This is a genomic window from Acidobacteriota bacterium, assembly GCA_038040445.1.
In the GTDB taxonomy this organism is placed as follows: Bacteria; Acidobacteriota; Blastocatellia; order UBA7656; family UBA7656; genus Onstottus_A; species Onstottus_A frigus.
The window spans coordinates 26,937-41,816 of sequence record JBBPIG010000037.1 but is presented as its reverse complement, the minus strand read 5'-3'; the positions used below and the strand labels follow the sequence as shown (position 1 = coordinate 41,816).

General features: G+C 57.0%; 16 protein-coding genes. 2 read left to right on the top strand and 14 right to left on the bottom strand.

Features of this window, described 5'->3' with window-relative positions; translation table 11 throughout:
- Positions 1-220: 220 nt before the first annotated feature.
- Positions 221-475: a type II toxin-antitoxin system HicA family toxin gene (locus AABO57_26405; protein ID MEK6289260.1), complete on the top strand. Its 255-nt coding sequence runs from the start codon at positions 221-223 to the stop codon at positions 473-475.
- Positions 472-804: a type II toxin-antitoxin system HicB family antitoxin gene (locus tag AABO57_26400; protein ID MEK6289259.1), complete on the top strand. Its 333-nt coding sequence runs from the start codon at positions 472-474 to the stop codon at positions 802-804. Before AABO57_26405 ends, AABO57_26400 begins: the two co-directional genes overlap by 4 nt.
- A gap of 135 nt (positions 805-939) precedes the next feature.
- On the opposite strand, the gene hisIE is transcribed toward AABO57_26400, so the two are convergent.
- The 14 genes from hisIE to AABO57_26330 all read right to left on the bottom strand — a co-directional run bounded on the left by hisIE (position 940) and on the right by AABO57_26330 (position 14,841).
- Positions 940-1,584, bottom strand: coding sequence for a bifunctional phosphoribosyl-AMP cyclohydrolase/phosphoribosyl-ATP diphosphatase HisIE (gene hisIE / locus AABO57_26395; GenBank protein ID MEK6289258.1), 645 nt, complete (start codon positions 1,582-1,584; stop codon positions 940-942).
- On the bottom strand, positions 1,581-2,336 hold the full coding sequence (gene hisF, locus AABO57_26390) for an imidazole glycerol phosphate synthase subunit HisF (GenBank protein ID MEK6289257.1): 756 nt from the start codon (positions 2,334-2,336) through the stop codon (positions 1,581-1,583). Before hisF ends, hisIE begins: the two co-directional genes overlap by 4 nt.
- Positions 2,330-3,046: a 1-(5-phosphoribosyl)-5-[(5-phosphoribosylamino)methylideneamino]imidazole-4-carboxamide isomerase gene (gene hisA, locus AABO57_26385; GenBank protein MEK6289256.1), complete on the bottom strand. Its 717-nt coding sequence runs from the start codon at positions 3,044-3,046 to the stop codon at positions 2,330-2,332. The genes hisF and hisA overlap by 7 nt, the downstream gene beginning before the upstream one ends.
- Positions 3,025-3,627 (bottom strand): imidazole glycerol phosphate synthase subunit HisH, encoded by a 603-nt coding sequence (hisH, locus tag AABO57_26380; protein ID MEK6289255.1) that lies wholly within the window; start codon positions 3,625-3,627, stop codon positions 3,025-3,027. Before hisH ends, hisA begins: the two co-directional genes overlap by 22 nt.
- Positions 3,624-4,718, bottom strand: a complete 1,095-nt coding sequence (gene hisB / locus AABO57_26375; GenBank protein MEK6289254.1) for a bifunctional histidinol-phosphatase/imidazoleglycerol-phosphate dehydratase HisB — start codon at positions 4,716-4,718, stop codon at positions 3,624-3,626. Before hisB ends, hisH begins: the two co-directional genes overlap by 4 nt.
- Complete coding sequence (gene hisC, locus AABO57_26370) at positions 4,715-5,758, bottom strand: histidinol-phosphate transaminase (GenBank protein ID MEK6289253.1); 1,044 nt, start codon at positions 5,756-5,758, stop codon at positions 4,715-4,717. Before hisC ends, hisB begins: the two co-directional genes overlap by 4 nt.
- Positions 5,758-7,050 carry a histidinol dehydrogenase gene (hisD, locus tag AABO57_26365; GenBank protein MEK6289252.1) on the bottom strand — a complete coding sequence of 431 codons (1,293 nt, stop codon included), beginning with the start codon at positions 7,048-7,050 and terminating at the stop codon, positions 5,758-5,760. Before hisD ends, hisC begins: the two co-directional genes overlap by 1 nt.
- A 5-nt stretch (positions 7,051-7,055) precedes the next feature.
- A complete protein-coding gene (gene hisG / locus AABO57_26360; protein MEK6289251.1) occupies positions 7,056-7,931 on the bottom strand; it encodes an ATP phosphoribosyltransferase in 876 nt (291 codons plus the stop codon).
- Between the two features lie 37 nt (positions 7,932-7,968).
- Positions 7,969-8,247, bottom strand: coding sequence for a YerC/YecD family TrpR-related protein (locus AABO57_26355; protein ID MEK6289250.1), 279 nt, complete (start codon positions 8,245-8,247; stop codon positions 7,969-7,971).
- A 342-nt stretch (positions 8,248-8,589) separates the two neighbouring features.
- Positions 8,590-8,904 carry an RNA-binding protein gene (locus tag AABO57_26350; GenBank protein ID MEK6289249.1) on the bottom strand — a complete coding sequence of 105 codons (315 nt, stop codon included), beginning with the start codon at positions 8,902-8,904 and terminating at the stop codon, positions 8,590-8,592.
- A gap of 352 nt (positions 8,905-9,256) precedes the next feature.
- Positions 9,257-11,452: an NHL repeat-containing protein gene (locus tag AABO57_26345; protein ID MEK6289248.1), complete on the bottom strand. Its 2,196-nt coding sequence runs from the start codon at positions 11,450-11,452 to the stop codon at positions 9,257-9,259.
- Between the two features lie 16 nt (positions 11,453-11,468).
- The gene (locus AABO57_26340; GenBank protein ID MEK6289247.1) at positions 11,469-11,918 is read right to left on the bottom strand and encodes a DoxX family protein; all 450 of its coding nucleotides are present in this window, start codon (positions 11,916-11,918) and stop codon (positions 11,469-11,471) included.
- A complete protein-coding gene (locus tag AABO57_26335) occupies positions 11,915-13,300 on the bottom strand; it encodes a M20/M25/M40 family metallo-hydrolase (GenBank protein ID MEK6289246.1) in 1,386 nt (461 codons plus the stop codon). The genes AABO57_26340 and AABO57_26335 overlap by 4 nt, the downstream gene beginning before the upstream one ends.
- A gap of 419 nt (positions 13,301-13,719) precedes the next feature.
- Complete coding sequence (locus AABO57_26330; GenBank protein ID MEK6289245.1) at positions 13,720-14,841, bottom strand: S41 family peptidase; 1,122 nt, start codon at positions 14,839-14,841, stop codon at positions 13,720-13,722.
- Positions 14,842-14,880: the final 39 nt, after the last annotated feature.

Here is a 14,880-nt window from a genome sequence, read left to right as displayed (position 1 = left end):
TCAGCAATCCGTAGTACCTCACCTTCACGAACCGCTCCGGCAACACGTGCTGTAACAACACGACGCTGGACGCGAGCCTCGCCGCACATCTCTTGTGGTAGCCAGCCAGGTCGGCGGCTTCGGCCACACCAGCTTACTCGTTAGACGCCCTCTTCGCGATCTTAAGGCGCTATCACTTCGCGCTTGCAACTGATAGCAATAAGCGCTAGCATCTGCCGTTGTGAACGCCAAACACCGAAAGACGCTTCAGGCCATCTTCGCCCGGCCAACGTCGCCGTCGGTTGTTTTCTCTGCCATCGAAGCGTTGGTCGTTGCTCTGGGCGGCTCGATCACAGAGCGTGAAGGTTCGCGCATCAAGATCACGTTGCAGGGTGAACAGTGGCACTGTCATCGTCCTCATCCGGGCAAGCACGCCAAGCGCTATCAGGTCGAAGAGGCTCGCGAGTTGCTGGAACGTATCGGAGTCAAGCCATGAACACCATGAGTCACAAGGGATACACCGCAAGAATCGAGTTCGACGAGCGCGACAACATCTTTGTAGGTCGCGTTCTTGGGCTGCACACCATGATTAGCTTTCACGGCGAAACAGTGGCCGAGTTGCGTTCCGAGTTCGAAACCGCCATCGAAGAGTTCTTGCGCGATTGCAAGGAGCAAGGTGTTCGCCCCGAGAAACCTGCGTCCGGCAAGCTCATGCTAAGAGTGCCTCCTGAGGTACACGGTGCGGCATTGGTCGCAGCTAAGGCGGCAGGCAAGAGCCTGAATCAATGGGCCACCGAGGTGCTCGAAGAAGCGAGCCATGGTTGAGCGTTTCCACCAAGAGGTATCTAACCCTTCCATCGAGCGGACGGCGAACCGCTACTCCCGTCGGCCGCCGCTCATGTCAAACGTTGGGGTGGCGGGACGGTTTGGCTATAAACAGGTCATCCCTCCAGGATAGGCTCAGTCAGGTTCCCGCGATGACGTAACATCCCTCTCGATCATTCGCTTTGCCAACTCGGCTTCCACTTGCTGGAGCGTTATGTCTTTGGCGGCTAACAAGACCATCAAATGATAGACGAGGTCGGCCGCTTCTTCGACGCAGCGTTGAACGTCGGGATATTGCGCGGCGATAGCAAGCTCAACGGCTTCTTCACCCAACTTCTGGCCGATCTTCTGAAGCCCGGCGCTGAACAATTCCGCTGTGTATGATCCCGCCGGTGCTTTCTCTTTACGGTCGGCGATTATCCGAGCGAGTTGGTTGAGAATTCTGCCGGCCTCCTCATCTTGTCGCGCAGGGAAACAACTCCTGCTCCCTGTGTGACAGACCGGTCCGCGAGGCCGTGCCCTGATCAACAACGTATCCCTGTCACAATCCAGGTCCACGGAGACGACCTCGAGGTGATTTCCGGAGGTCTCGCCCTTTTGCCAGAGCCGTTGTTTGGTCCGGCTCCAAAATGTCACCAGCCCCTGTTCCAGTGTTCGCTCAAGCGCTTCGGCATTCATGAAACCGAGCATCAAAACGGCGCCGTCAAAGTCGTCCTGGATAATCGCCGGGACAACGCTTACAAGGCCATTCATCTTTTCGAAATCTACTTCCTTTTTCATGCTCGCACCGCTATGCCCCGCGACTTCAAGAAAAGTTTGAGATCGCCAATCGGGATCTCCTCAAAGTGAAAGATGCTTGCGGCCAGCACGGCATCTGCCTTACCACGTTCGAGCGCTTCCAGAATATGCTCCCGCGTGCCTGCTCCGCCTGACGCTACTATTGGAACACGGACTGATTCGTGAAGAGCCCGCAGCAAGTCGCAATCATAGCCTGACTTCATTCCATCCCTGTCGATCGAGGTAATCAAAAGCTCGCCTGCTCCGTAGCTGACCAGTCGCCGTCCCCACTCGACTGCATCAAGGCGCGTTTCCTGGGTGGCGCTCTTAACACGAACGCTCCAGCCCCCGTGAATTCGCGTCGCGTCGATTGAAGCGACCAAAGCTTGCGAGCCAACCCTCTCGGCGGCCATTGACAGCAAGCCGGGATCTTCAACCAGAACGGTATTGAGCGTGACTTTGTCGGCGCCGGCGCGCAGCAGCTCGGTTATATCGTCGATGGTGCGAATGCCTCCCCCGACCGTGAGAGGAATCGCTACCTCGCGCGCTACGGTTCGCACGATGTCAAAAAAAGGTCTTCGTTCCTGCAATGAAGCCGATATGTCCAGTATGACGAGCTCATCCGCGCCTTCGGCAGAGTAGCGCGCGGCAAGCGAAGCCGGATCACCCACATCGATCAGGTTTTCAAAGCGCCGGCCTTTCACCACCCGGCCGGCGCGAATGTCCAGGCAGGGAATCACGCGTTTGGTCAACATAAGAACTCCGCAAGATCGCTGGCGTCTAGCGTGCCGTCATGCAGAGCCTTGCCCAGCACAACGCCGTAAACCTTTGTCTTTTGGAGTTCCATCAAATCATCCCTGGAGCGCACGCCGCCCGAAGCTATCCATCGAAGCGAGGGGAATTCGCCGACTAGTTGCCTATACAAATCGACGTTTGGGCCGGCGAGCTTGCCGTCTCGCATTACGTCAGTGCAGAGGAGCGTCTGAACGCCGAGATCTTTCACGCGGTTTACCACCTCGGCAAGAGGAACCGGCTCTTGGACGAGCCAAGCTTGGGAGACCAGCACGCCGTGCTTGACGTCAACTGCAACGCAGAAACTTTCGGGACCGAATTGTTTGATCCACTCCTCGAACAGGTGCGGGGATCTGATCGCAATGCTCCCGACTACTATTCTCTTCGCGCCCAGGCCCAGGAGCCGCGAGGCATCCTCTGCCGTTCTGACTCCGCCGCCGGCCTGAACCTCAATGCTGTCGAGCGCCAGGATGGCGGATAGCGACTTCCAGTTGACGACCCGTCCTTCTTTTGCGCCTTCAAGGTCTACCACGTGCAGCCGGCTTGCGCCCGCCGCGGCAAAACGCCGGGCCGCGGACACCGGATCACCGTAAGCCCGCTTGGTTGCGAAGTCGCCTTCCGTCAGCCTGACGCACTCTCCATTGATTATGTCTATTGCCGGAATGATTCGCATAAGCTGCAGAAGTTCCTTAATACCTGCAGGCCGGCAGGCCCCGATTTCTCCGGATGAAATTGCACGCCGTAATAATTATCTCTTCTGATCGCGGCCGAAAAGCTGACCCCGCATTCTGTTATCGCGCTGGTCGCCGGACCAATCGGCGAATAGTAGGAATGAGCGAAATAAAAGTGCGCCTTCCTGTCGAGCAACTGTGCCGGTGCTTCTTCTGACGTGAGCACCACCTCGTTCCATCCCATGTGCGGCACTCTCGCCGCGCGAGCGTCGAACTGTTCCACCGTTCCCGGCACGATCCCCAAGCATTTCGTGTTGCCTTCCCTTGACTGGTCGTAGAGCACCTGCATGCCGAGGCAGATTCCCAAGAACGGAACCTCGAGGGTCCGAATAAAGCCGGCAAGGTTGTGCCGGTTGAGTGAGTCCATTGCCAAGGGCGCCGCTCCTACTCCCGGCAAGATAATCCCGCTGCATCTGCCGAGCTGCCTCGCATCGGATGAGACGACGACGCTCGCTTCGACGGACCGCAATGCATTGGTCACCGATGCCAGGTTACCCGCTTCGTAATCGATGACTCCGATCATAGTCTGCCCTTGGTCGAGGGGAGAGTCGCCCGCGCCCGCGAGTCGATGCTGACGGCTTGCTTTAGAGCGCGGGCAGTTGCTTTGAAGATCGCTTCGATCTTGTGATGATCGTTTCGTCCACTACATTTTATGTGGATCGACGCGCCCAGACTATCGGCGAAAGCCTTGAAGAAGTCCTCGACCAACTCGGTTGGAAGGTCGCCTACGGTTTCACGCTTAAACTCGCATTTGAAAGACAAAAAACTCCGGCCGCTCAGATCGAGTGCGACTTCGGCGAGCGCTTCGTCGAGTGGAGCGGTGAATCCAAATCGCTCGATGCCTCGCTTGTCTCCCAGTGCTCTTCGCAGCGCCTCGCCGAGAGTGATGGCTGTATCTTCGACCGTATGGTGCGCGTCCACCTCTATGTCGCCCACGGCCGTCAACTGGATATCGATTCCCGAATGCCTGGCGAGCTGCGCCAGCATATGATCGAAGAAATGAATGCCGGTGCCGATCTCGTGATTTCCCATTCCGTCGAGAGTCACCGATACGCGGATTTGAGTCTCTTTGGTCACGCGCTCGATCGACAGAGACCGCGATGCGCGAGCGATGTATTGGCACGCCGCCAGAGCGTCTCGAGCAACGAAGCTGGCCGCCGATCTCTTTGCGTTTGATAACCGCACCGACCGGACCCCGAGATTGGCCGCGAACTCGATGTCGGTCTCCCGGTCGCCGAGAACAAATGAATGGCTGAGATCCAGGCTATTGGTCTTCAGGTAGTTTTTCAGAAGGCCCAATTTCGGTTTGCGACACTTGCAGTTGTCCTGCCGATCGTGCGGGCAGACGAGAATCTTCTCGAACACGATTCCTTCGCCGCTCAGCAATCGCAGTAGTTTTCCTTGAACCAGGTCAAAGTTCTTTCGGGGGTAGCGCGCGGTGCCGAGAGCGTCTTGATTACTCACAAGGACGAGCGAGTAGCCTGCGTCTACAAGCATCTTCAACCCGCTGATGATGCCCGGAACAAACTCGAGCTTCTCGAGCGAATCAATCTGCTTATCGCGCGGCTCACGGATAATCGTTCCGTCCCTGTCTACGAAGACTACCTTTTTCATCCTTCAAGTTCCGAAAGAGCATTCAACACGAGCTGATTCTCTTCAGCCGTGCCCACCGTTATTCTCAAGCAATCCTGGAGGCGCGGCTCGCTTCTGCGGCGAACGACGATGCCGCAAACCAGGAGATGGGAGAACGCGCGTCCTGAGTCTATGAATCGTGCCAGCAGGAAATTTGCGCTGCTTGGATAAACGTGGCGCACGATAGAAAGCTCCTGTAATGCGAGACCAAGCCGTTCACGCTCGGCTACAAGCTCGCGCGCCGTCTGTTGGACAGACGCGTTCATTTCGAGAGTCTTTAACGCCAATGCTGACGCGATGGCGCTGATGTTGTACGGCGACTTGATCCGAAGCAGGTACTCGACGAGCGCTGGATTAGCAACACAGTAACCGAGCCGGATGCCGGCGAGCCCCCACGCCTTGGAAAGCGTGCGAAGAACTACGAGATTGGCCGCCGGTGCAACATCCTGAGCAAGCGATGCCTGGCCGGAGAATTCAACGTATGCTTCGTCGGCTACCACGATGCCGTTGAAAGATCGGGCGAGAGCGAGAATATCCTGGCGCCGCAAAAGATTGCCGGTGGGGTTATTCGGTGAACAACAAAAAATAAGCTTTGTGCCGCGACGAACCGCGCGAAGCGTCTTCTCTACATCGATTTGAAAATCGTCGTCGAGCTCCACGCCGAACCCTTCAACGCAGTTCAACTCCGCGGCAACGCGATAGACGCCATAGGTCGGCTCGAGGACGATCGCGCTATCGATCGATGGCTCGCAAAAGAGGCGAAAAAGCAGATCGATAATCTCATCCGACCCGACGCCGACGAAGATCGAGTCGGACGAAACGCCCGACAGCGCGGCTAGTTTTGCTCTCAACTGCAATTGATTTGGATCGGGATAGCGATTCAGCGCCAGACCGTCAAACAAAACCGGGCACTCCAAACTCAACTCGTTTGCGTCAAGAAAGACTTTCGCTTCCACCGCCTCGCTCCTGGCGGAAACATACGGGCGGAAGTTTCTGAGGTGTGGACGAATCAATGCTTCCATCACGAGGCTTCCCCCCGAATTGTGGCGGCTCTGGCGTGAGCTTCGAGACCTTCGGCGCGCGCCAGGGTCGCTACGATTGGCGTTAGAGTCGCGAGCCCCGGTTGCGTGATCGTCTGAAATGCGATTGGCTTCATAAAACTGCTGACACAAAGGCTGCCCGTCGCTACCGCTGTCCCTGCAGTCGGAAGGGTATGGTTGGTCCCGGACGCGTAGTCACCGAAGACTACCGAACTTGCCGAGCCGATGAATACCGACCCTGCGTTTGTTATTTTGCACGCAAGCCGCTCAGCGTCCCGGACGGCAAGCATCAAGTGCTCGGGCGCGTATAGGTTCGCGAACTCCACCGCCCTGGTAAGGCTCGACGTGAGAATCACCAGGCTGCTCTCGAGAGCTCGTTCCAAAATCGAGCGGCGCTCAAGCCCGTGAAGTTGGCGAGATAGTTGGCGTTGGACCTCTTCGGCGACGGTTACCGAGGTGGTGACTAGAATGACTCGAGAGTCGGCGCCGTGCTCGGCCTGGGAGAGCAGGTCCGCGGCGACCCAGCCAGGATTAGCCGTCTCATCCGCGATGACCAGGAGCTCGCTTGGTCCGGCAAGCATATCGACGGCGATATTGTGCGGCGGCTGTGAGAGCAGCGACTTGGCCGCTGCAACGAAGCGATTGCCAGGCCCAAATAGCTTGTCTACTTTTGGAACAGTCTCCGTGCCCAGCCCCATTGCGGCAATCGCTTGCGCTCCGCCAACCTTGAAGACTCTCTTGATTCCGCACATCGCCGCCGCGCAAAGAATCTCCGGAGCTGCCGCCTCCGACTTCAAAGGAGGAGTGCACAACACAACATCCGCACAGCCCGCAATTCGGGCGGGAATCGCGAGCATCAACACCGTGGAGGCGAGCGGCGCGGTGCCGCCCGGTACATACAAACCAACTCGATGTATCGGCCGCCATTCGAGCCGGCAATAAGCACCAGGGACCGTTTCGGTCTCGACGGCGTTTGGAAGTTGAAGCTTGTGGAACTTCTCGATATTGTCCGCAGCCTGCTGGAGGGCTCGTCTAACTTCATCCGGGACCGAGTCTACGGCGTCGCGAATTTCTTGCTCTGAGACTCGAATATCGACGACCTGCGCCTGGTCGAATTCTCTCGAGTATGCGGCCAGAGCCTGGTCTCCGTTTGCCCGTACGTTATCGATGACTTCACGGACGGTGGCAATGACTTCGTGGAAGTCATCCGGTGTCCGCTGCGTAAGCGAGATGAGTTCGGTGTCGGTCAGTTCTTCAAGAATAAATTTGCGCATAAGCTCTAGGGGATAATCTTTTCTATGGACGTGACAACTATGTCCGAGGCCCCGGCCCGTTTCAGTTGTTCAATCACTTCCCAGAGAACTTCTTCTCCGACGACGCTTTGTATGGCTACCATCTCGCGGTTGGCGAGCGGCACGACGGTTGGGCTCTTCATTCCGGGGACGAGTTGTTTCAACTTCTCGACGGAGGAGAGAGGGGCGTTCATCATTACGTATTTCTTGCCGCGAGCGCGCAGGCTGCTTCGGATGCGGGTCAACAGCCGGTCGATCTCATTGTTCGCGCTCACCGACGCGAGCACTCGCTCGTTAGCGATCAGGACGGCTTCCGACTCCATGATATTGAGCATAGGCTCGAGCCCGTTTACCCGCGCCGTGCTCCCGGTGGACAGGATGTCACAAGTAGCATCGGCGACATTCAGGGCCGGCGTGATCTCTACCGAGCCGCTGATTTCTATGATGTTCGCCTCGATATCCCTGGAGGAAAGAAAGCGTCCGAGCGTCTTAGGATAGGACGTTGCTATTCGTTTGCCTTTGAGGGAATCGAGGTCGTTAAGGCTGCCGTTCTTTGGGACGCAGATGGCGAGCCGGCACTTGCCGAATCCCAGCCTTTCGACGACTCTCACCTTCGCTCCTTTTTCTTCGACCACGTTGGCGCCCACGATACCCAGGTCGCTCACGCCGTCCTGAACGTATTCCGGTATGTCGTCATCCCTGAGCGAAAGAACGTCGAGCGGGAAATTAGTGCATGGAGAAAACAGCGAACGCACGGTGAACTCGAAGTCCAAACCTGATGCCCTCAACAGGGCAATCGACTCGTCGGTGATGCGGCCGTTCTTCTGAAGGGCCAGCTTCAATCTGTAAGTTTCAGTTGTCATACTTTAGTTCAATAAAGTGCCTCGAGCAAAAAAGGGACTAGCGGCGAACCGCCCGTTTAAGCGCCGTCTGATAGCCACCGGCGCCGGCCTTAACCCAGCGAGCGACCCGCGCGACGGTTGTAGAGCTGAGGCCGGTCTGCTCGATGATCTGGGTGTACGGGACTCCCTCGGCGAGCAATCGGGCCGCCTTCCAGCGCTCGGCGAGCCCTTCAGTCTCAGTGGCAGTCAGAAGATCGCGGAAAAATCTGTCCGCCTCGCCGAGATTTCTCAAGTCCAGTATCGCCTTGTATAAGGACTCGATGTCTTGTTTCGCCACTTTTCTCATATTCCGGTACTTTAGTTGAGTAAAGTACCGCCTGGCGGCTTCTTTGTCAAGTGAGAAAATGCGCCTCGAGAGGTGGGAGGGTGAAAGCCAGAGAGACCCGTCAGGATCGTAGCTAAAGATCCTGCTCGGAACTGAGAGGGTAGTGATAGGGCTACAAACAGATTTCGTAACCATTTGATCGCTAGCGAAATGGTTGTTACAAGGCACTAGGACTCATGTCGAGGATTCGGAGTTCAAGATCGAGGTTGCTCATACGAGATCGGCAAGCTAAGGGTGTAAAGAAAAGACCGGGACAAGCCCGGTCTTTTCTTTACCTTTTGTTTTTGGAGCCGGCTACCAGCGCGGTTCGCGGCGCTGACCGCGCCCTCCGCCGTAGCCGCCGCCTCCGCCGCCTCCGAAGTTGCGTTCGGGCCGAGGCCGGGCTTGATTCACGTTGATTATTCGGCCGTTCAGTTCAACGCCGTTGAACTTTTCGATAGCCGCCGCCGCAGCGTTCTCGTCCATTTCGATGAAGGCAAAGCCGCGCGAACGGCCGGTGTCTCGGTCAGTCACAATAGTAGCCGACTCAACCGCACCCGCCTCTGAAAACAGATCGTTCAGCTGATCTTCTGTCGTTTGATACGACAGGTTTCCAACGAATATTCTCATTGTCTCTCCTGAGTTTCTAACGAAACCTTGTTAGAGGAACTCGTTTTGGCTATCCGGCAGAAAGTCGAGCAGTAGAAGCTGGCAAACCGTTCCGAACAGAGAAGACGCGCTCCTGAACCAACCGTTGCGGCGGCTGCTGCGCCACCGCGTCGAACAGCGGCAATCGTATCAGCATTGGTTACATTTGTCGAGATTTATGATCCATGGGTATGGTCAGTTTGCGGTTCAGCGTACAAGCTTTAGCTTGCCTCAGGTTCATGCGGCCGAAAGAGCAAGCTGAAGCTTGTACTCTGAACTCAAACTGACCCACCACCGATACATGCTATCCAGTGGTTATCGAGCGCATGGGGCTCTAATTCCGCACGGTGACCGGGAGTTCAGCAACCTTGCCCGAAGCACGATTGCCCGCGTAGTCTTCGGCTATCACCTTGACTACGTAGTCTCCGGAAGGGAGATTTGAGGTCCGCAGCAATCCGTTTCTGGCTTCGCCGTCTCGAACGCGATTCGTGACGATGTATCTGAACTTCGTCGGCGTTCCATAAGCGCTCACTCCGCTCCCGGGAGCATAAACCATAGTGACCGAAGAATCGTCGGGTGGCAGGCGATTGAACTCGATGTTCATAAGCGGCTGTTCGAATCCCTTAACTGGAGCGCCATCCGCATTCAGCAGTTGATAGCCGATCCGGTAGAGTCCCAGCTTTCGATTAGCGGCGTTGCCGTCGACCAGATCGTAAGCCGTGACCACGATCGCAACGTCGCCCGATATCAAGAGACGGCGATCGCGCTGCCCGGTTGAAGGCGCTGACCCCTCCTTCCCGATAACGCTTGCTGACAGTGCGTCCGGTGACACGATCTCAATCCTTTCGATGGTGGGAGCGACCGTGTCTTTGAATCCGACGAAAGGAAGCTCGAGCGGGTTCGCTTGAGCGTTCCACGGGCCCAGGTTAAGGTGCATGTGATTCAAACCATTCAACGAACCGATTAAATCCCCAACTCTGAAGCGTGTTCCGCGACGGACTCGCACACCGGCAAGCTTTCCAGCGCTGTCTGTTCTAGGTTTGAACTTCTCCGGGGCTTGAATCTCGCCGTTCGCCCTCCGTCCGACGCGAACGTGAATGTAGCTGAACAAGCCGACTCGAATTCCTTCGCCCCCGCCCTCGAAGTCCCAATTGGCTATGGGTGAGCTGACTTTTTCACTATAGACGGAAAGCGCTCCTTCGCCTGCGCTGCCGCGAATGTCGAGACCGCTGTGAAGATGATCAAGCGCGACTCCGCCCGGCGCTCCGCGAGCTTCGCCGGCTACGCCCGCGACTTCATGCCAGCTCTGTTGCGAGTTGAGAGGCCATGGAAATGTCTCACCCAGACCGAGTGCGGCCGCACTAAGTTTCGGAATCACAGCGTCCGGTTTGATCGCGGTGTTCTCATCAGGCTGAAGGAAAAGCCCGGTTTCCTGATCCGCCGTCAAAGGGGCGGGCGTTGGCGAAATCTGTCGAACCAGGTAGTTCTGCGAATCAGCCACGTGAAGAATGCCTTTCCGATCAATCGCGATCCCCGTGGGACCGTTCATCCTCGCGTGACCTTCGACGCCGTCTGCGTAGCCCGGCGAACTCCCCGCATAACTCTTCCTCGCGCCTTCTGGCGCTATGCGAATGATTCGGCCGCTGCCTTCATCCGAGATGAATAGGAAGCCATCGTGTGTGACGCTTATACCGACGGGGTTATTCAACCGGACTTCGTTTCCGTGCCCGTCATCGGCTGCGGTCCTTCCAGCTACTGTAGTCACTTCGCCGAGCTCGGTGATCTTGCGGACGGCGTGATTGCCGGTGTCGGCGACAAAGATATCGCCGCGCTCATCGATGGCGATGCCCGAAGGTGTGTCAAACGACGCCGAAGCCGACTGACCATCGCCATAGCCCGGCGCGCCCGTTCCGGCAATCGTGGTGACCTGGCCGTCCGTTGAAATCCGCCGTATGCAATCGTTGTAGGTATCGGCGACGAAAATATTTCCGTGCCTATCCGTCGCGATGCCGATCGGACCATCGAACTCGGCTTCGGTTGCCGGGCCGTCTCTAAATCCCGCAACGCCGCTCCCGGCGATCGTGCTGACGGAGCGGCCGTCGGAGGAGAGCTTTCGAACACGGTTGTTCGAAGTATCCGCAATGATCAGGTTGCCGTTCTTGTCGATGGCGATACCTGAAGGCGTGTTGAACTGAGCGCGCATAGCGTCACCGTCGGCGAAGCCTTCGGTGGAGCCGGCGATCGTCTCTACTCTGCCGTCAACTCTGATTCTTCTAATTCGATTGCTCTGTCCGCCGTCGGCGACGATCACGTTGCCGCGCCTGTCCACGGCGACGCCGAACGGGTCGTTGAAACTCGCTGATGTTACCGGCCCGTCTTCAACGCCCGGATATCCCGTGCCTGCAATCGTGGTGGCATTTCCAACGGCCTCGCGATCTGTCGGGATGGACTTGTTGACGAAAAGATAAACACCGACGGCCACGGCGGTAGGCAAAGCTAGAATAAGGACTGCGAGTAGAATTCTACGCATCAATAAAGCGCGCACGCTAAACCGAGTGTGATCCACGCCGTCGCGCCAGCAGATGGTCCAGCGAAAAGCGATCGTCCTCGCGCGGGAGCATCAACACAAACAACAACAACGCGAGTCGAGGAATTACGTGAGTGTGGAACTGGTAGAGCGGTTCTTTCAAAAGATGGCCGAACGTGACAAGAACTAAAATGCCCCCGAGCGCGATGAGCGCCTCGCGCGTTCGCAGACCAATAATGACCAGCGCTCCAGCTACAAGTTCGATTATCGGGACGATCGAGCCGACCGCCCAGAGAGACCACGTGGGCAAGAATGTGTCCGAGTACGGCTCGATGAAGAACTTCCGGGCGTGACCAAGCGGCCCCATCTCAAAGACCTTGTACACGCCGGCCATGAAGAAGATGAAACCGAGAACGCCGCGCGCAAACAGGAGCGCCCACGCACGGTCTTGACCAGTGTGTTCGCTCATTGCTTTTGACGAGGCAAGCGGCTTATCTGATCGAGATAGCGCACGAACATCTTCATACCACCCGACGCCATCCCCCAGTCGAAGTTTTCATTCTTCGCGTGATAACCGTGCTCGGGCAGCGAGAGACCCAGGAAGATGACTGGCGCTTTCAGGTACTTCTTCATAGTTACAACGGCGCCGATCGATCCGCCCTCGCGAGTGAAGGCGGGCTGGCGGCCGAAAGCAAACTTCGTCGCTTCTGCTGCCGCATCCGCGTACGGCCCGCTGAACTCGCCGATGTAAGGCTCGAGCGCGGAGATGAACTCTACTTTAATATCGGGATTCTTTTGTCGCACGAAATCGCGAATGACTTTGAAGACCGTCTTCGGGTCCTGCCGTGGAACCAACCGGCAACTGATCTTGGCTTGAGCGCGATAGGGGACAATGGTCTTCACCCCCGGTCCCTGATAACCGCCCGTGATGCCGTGAACCTCGAATGTAGGTTCCGCCATAATGGCCTTCAACACCCGCGCCGGGTCTTCGAACCGGAGCTTCTTCAGCTCGTGAGCAGCTTTGAACTTTGCCGTGGTGAATCCCGAATCAAGGAAGCTTCGCACTTCTTTCCTAGTCGCGGGCAGAACGTCGTCGTAGAAGCCCTTGATCTTGACCCGGCCTGTATCGGCATCGTAGCACTCGCTTATGACTTTGCATATCTCGCCGATTGGGTTGCGAGCGGGCCCTCCCGTCAAACCGGAGTGCACGTCCTTCGCGCCGGTCTCCAGCGTCATCGTCAACATCATCGCGCCTCGCAGCCCGTAAGGAATCGCCGGCCGGCTTCGGGATATCCATATCGTGTCACTCACAAGAACTGAGTCGCAGGCCAGTTTGCCAACGTGGTTCTTGACGAAGTGCTCGAAGTTCGGGCTCCCGATTTCTTCTTCAAGCTCCCACACGAAGTTGATGTTTAGAGGAATGTAGTTTTCAGCGGCGTAGCGCGCTGCCATCATCGCCGAAAGCGCCGGGCCCTTATCGTCGGTTGTGCCGCGTCCTTCGTAGCGGCCGTCTTCGTTGAAGAATGTGAACGGCGATTTGTGCCACTCGTCTGGATCGGCGGGCTGCACATCGATGTGGTTGTAGATTGTAAGGGTTGGATCGTTGGCGCCGCTCGCAATGCGGCCGAACACAACTGGATTGCCCGGAGTTTCGACCAATTCGGCTCGCGCGCCGATCGATTCAAGGAACTCGCGAGCAAGCTGGGCGCCTCGCCGGCAGTCGTCTTTCCGCTCGGGTTCCATGCTGACGGTCGGAACTTCGACGAGCTGGGCGAGCTTCGACTCAAACTCTTTCCTGGAAGCCTGAATATACGAATCAAGGCCCTCATAGAGTCTTTCGTTTTCTGACATTGGCAGCGGGATGACTCCTCTTCTGATCTAGGACGGTTGATGACCCGTCATTATGAGTACCGATCTGGAAGGGTGTCAAGGAACGGGTGTGATGAAAACCGGGTTTTGAGTTAGTCGCGTCTCATCTATTGGCGTGTCATTGCGCAACTCCAACAAGGATAACAATATGGTTGATTCACCCGTCAATCGGCTCGCCTAACTAGCGGCATGTAAGATGCGCTTCACTGGTGAAGGAGGATATCCGCGCAAATCGGTCGAATCAGTGTCATCCGTGGTCTATGCCGCGCTTGCAAGGCTCTTTCTTACGAACCCATAGACCACCGATGACGCGGGTTTGACGGATTCGCACGGATTTGATCCCTAGCGAAACGGCTGTTGCAAGTCACTAGACCTGCCCTGTAGCCGCCGGCGCCGTTCTCTCAAGGATTGCGCTTCGGACTCTGTTTCATTTCGTCGAGCTCCTTCTGCGCGTTTGCGATCGCACGCTTGATCACGCCTTGACGCTCGGGCGCGGTGACCTTCTCGAGGACTTTGTTCATCGCCGCGATGTGCGCGACCTTCAGGGCCTGGTCCGCGGGAACGTCAACGTCGGGCTTTACGCCGGTGCCTTCCCAATTTGTCTTGGTGATCGGATTTATCGCTCGGCCGCTTGGTACCCAGATCCCGAAGTGGTTGTTAATTCTGCGCGGGCCGCCGGGATGCGCACCGCCTCCGGTCGTCTCACCGACAATCGTAGCTCTCTTCAAGCTTTTCAAATTGTAGGTAAACTCCTCCGCCGCCGAGAACGTTCGATTGCTGGTCAACACATAAACGGCTTTCTTATTGCCGTAGCGTTTCCCGGGCACATAAGGCAGCGTCCACCACTGTCGAGTGCTGTTGTCGGGACGAAAGTAAAGATCGTTAAGATGGACCGGCTCGCCGTCGAAAAGGTAGCTTGAGATCAAAGCGACCATATCTGGCTGCCCGCCGCCGTTTCGCCGAAGGTCGATAATCAACGCATCCGTGTTGCCAACAAAGTTCATCGCCGCGACGACGGTTTCAGCTCCAAACTGGGCGGGTAAAAAGCCTCGCAGGTCGATATAGCCAACATTGCCTGGTAGCCGCTCCACTTTCTCGAAACCGAAATTTATCGTGCGAAGGAACTCAATCTCCTTCGCAAGCTCCTCGGGATTGGGCTCGCGATCTTCTTCGCGCTCGGGTGGCAGCCGCTCTGCGCTGAATATCACGCGCAGGTGTTTGTCGTGGCTGACGTCCTGCAGGTGAGCCTGGAGCGTTGTGGCCAGGGTCTTCGCGCTGGTGATCTGATCGTATTCCTTGCGGGCGATCCTTTCTCGAACCGCTTGCTCCATCTTCTTTGCTGTTTCAGGAAAGACATAGTTGTCGTTCAGTTTCTTCAGCGCCCCTTCGATCACTGCGGAGCGGGTTGCGGCGTCGATGGTCAAGTCGGGCTGTTCGGCCGGCCCCTGAGCCATCAAGGCGCGATGGCTCAGTAAGAGCGCCACCGCCATAGCGAACGCGTAAAGCCATCGCTTGGTTATCATTCCCCTTCCCTCCTCAACACCTGGTTAAACTGATTCGGA